Genomic DNA, 9,154 nt, shown 5'->3' with positions numbered 1-9,154 from the left:
ACCAACGACATCAGCCACGGCGAACTGATCCGCACCACCGCCGACCAAACCTTCACCATCGACCCCTGCAACCTCCAACTCCTCTACCAAGGCCGATCCCCCAACTCCGGCGGCGACTACGGCCTCCTGCCCTACCGCCCCGGCCTACTCACCCTGCAACGCTGACCCTCCACCACCTGACGACCCGGGGCGGGCTCGGCACCACGCCGAGCCCGCCCCGCGTCGCGTGCCAGGGCCGCCCGTCCGTGCCAGGGTGGGTCATGCCATTGAATGCACACCACCTGAGAACATCGGTCGCCGTGTCCGACATCGCGAGGGCCGTCGCGTTCTACGAAGGCAAGCTGGGCCTGGTGGCGTTGTGGTCCGCGCCCAGCGCCACCATCGCCGACGGCAGCCGCATCTACGCCTCCGGTGGCGCTCCGGCCCTCAACGTGTACCAGTCGGTCACCGCCGGGAAGACCCAGGCGACGCTGGCGACGTGGTACGTCGACGACATCGACGAGATCGTCGACGAGCTGACCACGTCCGGCGTCGAGTTCGCCCGCTACGAGCAGATCGAACACGACTCGAAGGGGATCACCGAGCGGGCCGGCGGTGGTCGTATCGCGTGGTTCCAGGACCCGGACGGCAACACCTTCGCCATCGAGGCCGACGTCTGACCGACCGCGGGGTGCCGCCGCGCGGGGATCCGGCCCGCTGAACTCTGCCGGGGCGCAGAGGGCGACGGATCGACATGCCGCGAGCTCTTCTCCCACATTGCCGCGTTGTTGCCGGGTCGGTGCGATCCGACCATCTTCCGCGAGGGAATTCGGCCCTCGTGTCGATCTCGACCGCTCGACGTTCGTCGGAGCAGTGACAGCACCGGCGGTCGAGTAGGGAGATCGATGACCATGCGCAGCAGCCTGTGGGGACTGATATCCGCGCGTGCGAGCATCCTCCGCCTGATGCCCAGAGCGGGCTTCGGCCTCCTCGGCGCGCTCCTCCTGCTCAACCTGCTCCTCGCCGCGCTGCCCATCGCGTTCGTCATCACGTCCAGCGTGGTGCTCGGCAAGGTGCCGGGGGCGGTGGACGGCGGCCTCGATTCGACGGCCTGGCGGGAGCTGGTGCCGGTCTTCGCGGCGGCGGCCGGCATCTTCGTGTTGCAACAGGTGTTGGCTCCGGCCCAGCTCTCGCTGGGCGAGCTGCTGGCGCGGCGGATCGACGGCACCGTGGTGGACGACGTGATGCGGGCGTCCACGCGCAGCACCGGGGTCGGGCCGATGGAGGACCAGTCCGTCCTCGCCGACCTGCGCTACGCCGCCCGCGAGCTGGAACACGGCCTGCAGATGTGGGGGCCGGGCAGCGCCTGCGCCGGCACTCTCGCGCTGATCGCGCGGTACGGCCAACTGGTCGGCTACACGGCCATCATCGGCGTCGTCTATTCCTGGTGGGCGGCCCTGGCGGTGGCCGTGACCGTGCTGTGGTTCCGCAACGTGCAGCGCGGCGGCCTGCGCCGCTACGCCCACGCCCGCTTCAGCCTCATGCCCCAGCAGAACAAGGTGGAGTACGTCCGCAACCTAGCCGTGCAGGCGCCGGCGGGCAAGGAGATCCGGGTCTTCGGGCTGGCGAACTGGATGGACGGCGAGATGCGCTCGTCCTACCGCGCGTGGTTCACACCGCTGTGGGCGGCGCGGCGGCGCGTCTACCTGTGGCCCGGTGTGTGGTCCACCGGGTTCAGCCTGCTCGCCTGCGGAGCGATCTTCGCGACGATCGGCGCCACCGCGATCAGCACGCTGACGCTTACGGAGTTCGTCCTGATCATGCAGGCGGCACTGGGCGCCATCCGGCTGTCGGTGTTCTACCCGGAAGCCGACCTGGAGACCGCGATCGGCACCGAGACCCACCGGGCGGTGCGACGGTTCTCCGATCACATCGACCGGTACACCGTGCTGGAGCCGACCGGCTCCGGGAGCCCGGCACCCGAGCCGGTCAGTGAGATCCACTTCGACGACGTGTCGTTCCACTATCCCGGTCAGGACCGGCCGGTGCTCGACGGCCTGGACCTGCGAATCCCGGTCGGCAGCTGCACCGCGATCGTCGGGCTCAACGGCGCGGGCAAGACCACCCTGGTGAAGCTGCTCGCACGGCTCTACGAGCCCGACCGCGGCGCCGTACGTCTCGACGGGGTCGACATCCGCACGTTCGAGCTGTCGCAGTGGCGGGCCCGGCTCGCCGTGATCTTCCAGGACTATCTGCGCTACGAGTTCTCCGCCGCGGACAACGTGGCGTTCGGCGCGGTGGGCTCGGCGGACGATCGGGACGGCGTCCGGGAGGCCGTGGCCGCGATGGGCCTGACCGACGTGCTGAACTCGCTGCCCCGCGGCCTGGACACGCCGCTGGCCGCGCATGTCACCGGCGGCGCCGAGCTGTCGGGCGGCCAGTGGCAGCGGCTGGCGCTGGCGCGGGCCTTGTTCGCGCTGCGCCACGGCGCGTCGGTCGTCGTGCTCGACGAACCGACAGCGAGCCTCGACGTACGCGCCGAGGCGCAGTTCTTCGATCAGTTCGCGGCGCTCACCCAGGGTGCCACCACGCTGCTCATCTCCCATCGTTTCTCGACGGTCCGGCACGCCGACAAGATCGTGGTGCTGCACGACGGCCGGGTCAGCGAGGAGGGCTCACACGACCAGCTGCTGGCCCGCAACGGGCGCTACGCCGAGCTGTTCAGGTTGCAGGCCAACCGCTTCGCCGACAACACCGACTCGGACCGGGACGAGGTGCTGCTGTGAGGGAGATGTTCTCCGGCGTCGGCAAGCTGCTGTCCGCGGCATGGCGGACCGACGCGCGCAAGACCGTGGTCGCCACCTTCCTCATGCTGGCCCTGGCCGCGTCGGCCGCCCTGCTCGCCGTCGCGCTCGGCATGATGACCGACGCGGTCATCGGCGGGGACGCGACCGAGGCCGCCGTGTTGGGCGCGGTGGTGGCCCTGCTCGCCATCCTGGCGCAGTCCTCCGGCCAGTTCGCCATGGTCGCGTACTTCGAGCTGTCCGAACTGATCGAGCTGGACCTGCACCGGGAGTTGCTGGCGGTCTCCAACGGATCTGAGGGGATCGGCCATCACGAGCGCCCCGAACAGGCCGACGAGCTCACCGTCCTGGTCCAGGACAGCGGGCAGTTCCGCAGCAGCATGGAGTCGCTGTTCCAGGCGGCGACGATGGTGCTGGCGGTCGTCCTGGGCGCGGCGATCCTGGCGTGGCAGAGCCCGTTGCTGCTGTTGCTCCCGGTGGCCGCGGCCGTGCCGTTGTTCACCGGTCGGCTGGCGGAGAGCGCCCTGGAGCGGGCCAAGACGGCGGTCGCCGAGCCGACCCGTGTCGCGCTCAACCTCTTCCAGGCCACGACCACCGCCCGCTACGCCGGCGAGCTGCGGGTGTTCGGCGTGGAGAAGGAACTCCGGCAGCGGTACGCGAGCCTGTGGCGAACCGCCACCCGTGGTCTCTACGGCGCGCACCTCAAGGCCATGGCGCTACGCGCGGCGGGTCAGGTCGTCTTCGGCCTCGCGTACGTCGGAGCGGTGTTGCTCGTCGTGCGCAACGCGATAGTCGGGCAGCAGAGCGTCGGCGAGGTGGTCCTGGTCATCGTGCTGGCCACCCAGGTCAACCAGCAGGTGACCGGCGCCGTCACGCAGCTGCAACAACTGCAACGTCTCGCCAACACCTATCTACGGCTGGATCGGTTGCGCGACGCGGTCGCCGGCGCCGGGTCCCTGGCCGACCAGCCCGTCCCGGACCGGCTGGTCACCGGGATCGCCTTCGAGAACGTGAGCTTCAGCTACCCGAGCGCCGAACGGCCGACGCTGCGCGATGTCAACCTGACGCTGGCCGCCGGCAGCACGGTGGCGATCGTCGGTGAGAACGGCGCCGGCAAGACGACCCTGGTCAAGCTGCTGTGCGGCTTCTACCAGCCCACGGCCGGCCGGATCCTCGTCGACGGTGTCGACCTGCGACGGCTGCCCGTCGAGCGGTGGCGCGAGCGGATGGCCGCCGGCTTCCAGGACTTCGTGCGGTACGAGATCCGGGCGCTCGAGGCGGTCGGTGTCGGTGACGTGGCGCGGGTGTCGGACGAGGCCGCGGTCAACGACGCGTTGGTGAAGGCACATTCCACCGACGTCCTGCGCGCCCTGCCGGACGGGTTGTCCACCCAGCTCGGCACGTCGTACGCCGATGGCGCCGAGTTGTCCGGCGGGCAGTGGCAGAAGCTCGCCCTGGGTCGGGCGCTCATGCGGGACAACCCGATGCTGCTGCTGCTCGACGAACCCACGTCGGCCCTCGACCCGCAGGCCGAACACGAGCTGTTCGAGCGCTACGCCGAACACGCGAGGCGCACCAGCGCGCGGACCGGGGCGATCACGGTGTTGATCTCGCATCGCTTCTCCACGGCACGGATGGCAGACAAGATCATCGTGGTCGGCGACGGGCAACTGCTCGAGGTCGGAGACCACGACACCCTGATGCGCGCCGGCGGCTCCTACGCCGAGATGTTCGCCATCCAGGCCAAGGCCTACAGCTGACCGACCACACGAGGGAGAGAGAAATGGGCCATCGGATCCGGGTATCCGTCATCATCGCGACCTACAACTCGGCCGACCTGCTGGCCGACACACTGCGTTACCTCGTCCGGCAGACGATTCCCACCAACGAGTTCGAGGTGATCGTCGGCGATGACGGTTCGACCGATCACACCGCCGAGGTGGTGCGGTCCTTCGCCGGCACCCTCCAGGTCAAGTACGTCTTTCAGGAGGACCGGGGATTCCGTGCCGCCGCCGCGCGCAACGCCGCCGCCCGGCTCGCCGTCGGCTCGCTGCTGATCACTCTCGACACCGGCTCGATGGTCGGCCCGGAGTTCCTCGCCGCGCACCTGGCCGCCCACGAGGGCGGCGAGTCGCGGCGGGCGGTGATCGGCCTCAGCTACGGCTACAACCCCGAGGTGCCGATGGCGGGGGTGGACGAGCTTCTCGCGCAGATGTCCCCGGAGACGGCGGTGGAGCAGTTCCGCGACCTACCCGACTTCCAGGACATCCGCCAGTCCTACTTCGCCGACTGCGAGATGGACCTGAGCCGGCGACTGGTGGCCTGGCAGGCATTCTGGACCTTGAACTCCTCTGTGCGGACCGACGACTTCCGCCGGGTCGGCGGCTTCGAGGAGAAGTTCGAGGGCTGGGGCGGCGAGGACATGGAGTTGGCGCTTCGGCTGCAACGGGCCGGTCTGACGATCGAGATCGCGCCCGACGCCTGGGTCGTGGTGGCGCCGCACGACCGCGATCACAAGGCGAACTACGACGCGCTCTTCGCGAACATGCGGATGTTTCTGAGCAAGTTCCCGGAGCCCGTGGTCGAGATGGGCTTGGGCGTGATGCTCGACAAGGGGGAGTTCTGGGCCTGGGAGCAGACGTACCGGGAGCTTCTGGACTGGCGGCAGCAGACCGGCGGCCTGAGCGTCTCCGACGAGATCGCCAGGGCCCTGGCGGACGTGCCGGCCGACGAGTCGGTCGCCATCATCGGATGCGGCGCCGAGCTGCCCGCGACGGTGACCAGCGCGATCCTCGTCGACTTCGACGACCAGCTCCTCGACCGTGCCGTGCGTTCGGGGGACCACAGCGGCTACCACGCCGTCGGGCTGCACACGCTGCTGGCCGACGACAGCGTCGACACGGTCGTCATCACCTCCCGGATGGCCGGCCTCTGGGGCACCTGGGGTGCGGAGATCCTGGCCGAGGCCGACCGGATCGGCCGGCGCACCATCTCGTACGCCGGCCCGGCAACCTCGTGAACCCGTAGGCCAGTTCGAAGAGCTGGACCGACCATGCGAAGGAGCACCATGGGCCACCGGCGGCGGGTATCCGTCATCATCGCGACCTACAACTCAGCTGACCTGCTGTCGGAGACCCTTCGGCAGCTCGCCCGGCAGACGATTCCCACCGACGATTTCGAGGTGATCGTCGGCGATGACGGTTCGACCGATCACACCGCCGACGTCGTGCGGTCCTACGCCGACCTGTTGCACATCACGTACTTCCATCAGGAGGACCGCGGGTTCCGGGTCGCGTCCGCGCGCAACGGCGCGGCCCGGATGGCGGTCGGCGGGCTGCTGGTCATTCTCGACACCGGGTCGATGGTGGGCCCGGAGTTCCTCGCCGCGCACCTGGCCGCCCACGAGGGCGGCGAGTCGCGGCGGGCGGTGGTGGGGCCCAGCTACGGCTACAACCCCGATTCGCCGATGGTGGGGGTGGACGAGCTCCTCGCGCAGCTGTCGCCCGAGTTGGTGGTGGAGCGCTACCGCCACCTACCGGAGTTCCAGGACGTGCGCCAGCCCTACTTCGCCGGCTGCGGCATGGACCTGAGGAAACGGTCGATCCCCTGGAAGGCCTTCTGGACCGGAAACTGTTCGATCCGGATGGACGACTTCCGCCGCGTCGGCGCCTTCGAGGAGCGATTCCAGGGCTGGGGTGGCGAGGACATGGAGCTGGGTTTCCGGCTGCACCGCGCCGGCCTGACGATCGAGCTCGCGGCGGATGCGTGGGCGGTTGTCGCGCCGCACGACCGCGACCACAAGGCCAATTTCGACGAGCTGTTCGCCAACATGCGGCTGTTCCTGAGCAAGTTCCCCGAGCCCGCGATCGAGATGGGTCTGGCCGTGATGGTGGAGAAGGGGGAGTTCTGGCAGTGGGAGCCGACGTACCTGGAGCTCCTCGACTGGCAGCAGCGGGCGCGGGGCCTGAGCGTCTCAGCCGAGATAGCCGACGCCCTGGCGGATGTGCCCGACGATGAGGCGGTCACCATCATCGGGTGCGGCGGCGAGCTGCCCGCGTCGGTGACCGGCGCGACCCTCGTCGACTTCGATCACGAACTCCTCGACCGGGCCGTGCGTTCGGGGGACCACAGCGGTTACCACGCTCTTGGGCTGTCCACGCCGCTGAGCGACGACAGTGCCGGCACGGTCGTCATCACCTCGCGGATGGCCGGCGTCTGGGACACCTGGGGAATGCAGATCCTCGCGGAGGCCGGCCGGATCGGCCGCCGGACGATCTCGTACGCCGACCCGATGCTGCCGACCGCACATTCGCAGGAACCCCACTTCGAAGGGAGAGCCGCATGACAACCCTGGTGGTGTCGCCGCATCTCGACGACGCGGTGCTGTCCTACGGCGGCCACCTCGTCCAGTTGGCCGACGCTGGCGAACACGTCGTCGTCTACACGGTGTTCGCCGGGAGTCCCGCGCCGCCGTACTCGCCGATCGCGACCACCTTCCACGACCAGTGGGCGATCGTCGGTGATCCCGTGGCGGCGCGGCGCGACGAGAACGTCGCGGCCCTCGCCACGCTCGGCGTCGACCCGCCGTATCTGTGCGGCCCGTTCCTCGACGCGATCTACCGCAGGAACGCGCAGGGCGGCTGGGTGATCGACGACGAGAACCCGATGGACCACCATGCCGACGACGAGGACGATCTGGTCGCCGCCGTAGCCGCCGACATCGAGCGGGTGATCGGTGAGTTCTCCGTCGACCGGGTCGTCACGTGCGCGGCGGTCGGCAATCACGTCGACCACCGGCGCACCCGCGACGCCGTCCTCGCCGCGGTCGCCAGGACCGACTCGCCGCTGTCGCTCTGGGACGACTTCCCCTACCTCGCGTGGCCGGGAGTCAACGTCGTGCCCGCGCTGCCGGCGGGCGTACGCGTGTCGGAGCCGGTGGCCGTCGCGATCAGTGACAGCCAGTGGGCCCGCAAACTTCGCGCGGTCGGCGCCTACGCGAGCCAGATCGCGATGCTGGAGAGCGGCGGCCAGACCATGAGCGAGCAGTACGCCGAGGACTGCGCGAACCGCCGCGACCTCCACGGTGTCGACGGTTTCTACGAGACCGTCCGCGAGGTGCTGGCACTCACAGATTCCGCTGGACTTCGGTCAGGCGCTCATTGAGGAACGCGCGCTCGACGTCGTTGTCGGTGCGGGTCAGCGCCTCCTCGTAGGCCGTCCGGGCCTGCGACCACTGCCCCAGTTGGCGCAGGAAGTCGGCCCGGGCGGCACTGAGGTACCCGTACGTGGCCAGGGCCGGATTGGCGAGCAGGGGATTCAGCGCGTCGAGGCCGGCCCGGGGGCCGTCGCGGAGCCCGATCGCGACGGCCCGGTTGAGATCCACCACGGGCGAGGGCCAGAGCCGGAACAGGGCGTCGTAGAGCGCGACGATCTGGGCCCAGTCGGTGTCCCGCCAGCTCGCCGCCTCGGCGTGCAGGGCGGCTATCGCGGCCTCCAGGGCGTACCGCGTCGGTGGCCGGCGGCGCAGCGCGTCGGTCACCAACGACCGGCCCTCGGCGATGAGCTGCCGGTCCCAGCGGGAGCGATCCTGCTCGGACAGCAGCACCAGGCGCCCGTCCGCGGACATTCGGGTGTCCTGGCGCGAGGCGTTGAGCAGCAGCAGCGCGAGAAGCGCGCTGATCTCGGCGTTGGTCGGCATGAGCAGATGCAGCATGCGGGCCAGGCTGATCGCGCTGTCCACCAGATCCTGGCGAACCAGGTGGGCGCCGAGCGGCGCCGTGTGCCCGGTGGTGAAGATCAGATGGACGACCTCCAGGACGGCGCTCACCCGCTCCTCGAGCTGGTCCGGGCCCGGCACCCGGTACGGGATGCGGGCCGCAGCGATCTTCTTCTTGGCCCGGGTGATCCGGGCTGCCATCGTCGCCGGCTGCACCAGGAACGCGCGGGCCACCTCGGGTGTGGACAGCCCGCAGACCAGGCGCAGGGTCAGGGCGACCTGTGCCTCCCGGGCCAGGGCGGGGTGCGAGCAGGTGAAGATGAGGCGCAGCCGGTCGTCGACCAGGCCGTCCTCGGGCCCCGGCGTGGTCTCGTCGGCGACGAGCAGCGGCATCTTGCGACGGAACACCGATTCGCGGCGCAGGACGTCGCGGGCCCGGTTGCGCGCGATGGTGGTCAACCAGGCGCCCGGTCGGTCGGGGATACCGGTCTCCGTCCAGGTCTCCAGAGCCTGTGCGAACGCGTCCTGCGTGCACTCCTCGGCGAGGTCGAGGTCCCGGGTCAGATGGGCCGTGGTGCTGAACACCTGGGCCCAGTCGCGGCGGTGCGCCTGGGCGACCGCCGCGACAACCTCGTCTTTCATCCGTGGGTCGGCC

The 9,154-nt window shown here is 69.9% G+C and carries 8 protein-coding genes; 7 read left to right on the top strand and 1 reads right to left on the bottom strand.

The genetic code is table 11. The features are described from left to right. From ABZT87_RS30830 to ABZT87_RS30800, 7 genes are all read left to right on the top strand, one after another. Positions 1-165: non-reducing end alpha-L-arabinofuranosidase family hydrolase (locus ABZT87_RS30830; RefSeq protein WP_355139926.1), on the top strand; the 165-nt coding region annotated here is incomplete at its 5' end. 134 nt (positions 166-299) lie between these two features. Beyond that, positions 300-659 (top strand): VOC family protein, encoded by a 360-nt coding sequence (locus ABZT87_RS30825; protein WP_355139920.1) that lies wholly within the window; start codon positions 300-302, stop codon positions 657-659. A gap of 285 nt (positions 660-944) precedes the next feature. Then, on the top strand, positions 945-2,765 hold the full coding sequence (locus tag ABZT87_RS30820) for an ABC transporter ATP-binding protein (protein WP_354856230.1): 1,821 nt from the start codon (positions 945-947) through the stop codon (positions 2,763-2,765). Between the two features lie 5 nt (positions 2,766-2,770). Beyond that, the gene (locus ABZT87_RS30815; protein ID WP_355139924.1) at positions 2,771-4,543 is read left to right on the top strand and encodes an ABC transporter ATP-binding protein; all 1,773 of its coding nucleotides are present in this window, start codon (positions 2,771-2,773) and stop codon (positions 4,541-4,543) included. A 23-nt stretch (positions 4,544-4,566) separates the two neighbouring features. Further along, positions 4,567-5,802 (top strand): glycosyltransferase, encoded by a 1,236-nt coding sequence (locus ABZT87_RS30810; protein ID WP_354856229.1) that lies wholly within the window; start codon positions 4,567-4,569, stop codon positions 5,800-5,802. A 48-nt stretch (positions 5,803-5,850) separates the two neighbouring features. After that, positions 5,851-7,128 (top strand): glycosyltransferase, encoded by a 1,278-nt coding sequence (locus ABZT87_RS30805; protein ID WP_355139918.1) that lies wholly within the window; start codon positions 5,851-5,853, stop codon positions 7,126-7,128. After that, complete coding sequence (locus ABZT87_RS30800; RefSeq protein WP_355139916.1) at positions 7,125-7,946, top strand: PIG-L family deacetylase; 822 nt, start codon at positions 7,125-7,127, stop codon at positions 7,944-7,946. Before ABZT87_RS30805 ends, ABZT87_RS30800 begins: the two co-directional genes overlap by 4 nt. On the opposite strand, the gene ABZT87_RS30795 is transcribed toward ABZT87_RS30800, so the two are convergent. After that, positions 7,909-9,141 carry a sigma-70 family RNA polymerase sigma factor gene (locus ABZT87_RS30795; RefSeq protein WP_355139914.1) on the bottom strand — a complete coding sequence of 411 codons (1,233 nt, stop codon included), beginning with the start codon at positions 9,139-9,141 and terminating at the stop codon, positions 7,909-7,911. The two genes, ABZT87_RS30800 and ABZT87_RS30795, sit on opposite strands and share 38 nt — an antisense overlap. Positions 9,142-9,154 lie beyond the last annotated feature (13 nt).

The sequence above is a fragment of the Micromonospora sp. NPDC005237 genome (assembly GCF_040607775.1).
Taxonomy (GTDB): domain Bacteria; phylum Actinomycetota; class Actinomycetes; order Mycobacteriales; family Micromonosporaceae; genus Micromonospora.
This window is presented reverse-complemented; position numbering and strand designations above follow the sequence as displayed.

Coding starts and splice junctions, on each gene's coding strand:
- ABZT87_RS30820 (WP_354856230.1), top strand. CDS start 945: ATGCCCAGAGCGGGCTTCGGCCTCCTCGGCGCGCTCCTCCTGCTCAAC.
- ABZT87_RS30815 (WP_355139924.1), top strand. CDS start 2,771: ATGTTCTCCGGCGTCGGCAAGCTGCTGTCCGCGGCATGGCGGACCGAC.
- ABZT87_RS30810 (WP_354856229.1), top strand. CDS start 4,567: ATGGGCCATCGGATCCGGGTATCCGTCATCATCGCGACCTACAACTCG.
- ABZT87_RS30805 (WP_355139918.1), top strand. CDS start 5,851: ATGGGCCACCGGCGGCGGGTATCCGTCATCATCGCGACCTACAACTCA.
- ABZT87_RS30800 (WP_355139916.1), top strand. CDS start 7,125: ATGACAACCCTGGTGGTGTCGCCGCATCTCGACGACGCGGTGCTGTCC.
- ABZT87_RS30795 (WP_355139914.1), bottom strand. CDS start 9,141: ATGAAAGACGAGGTTGTCGCGGCGGTCGCCCAGGCGCACCGCCGCGAC.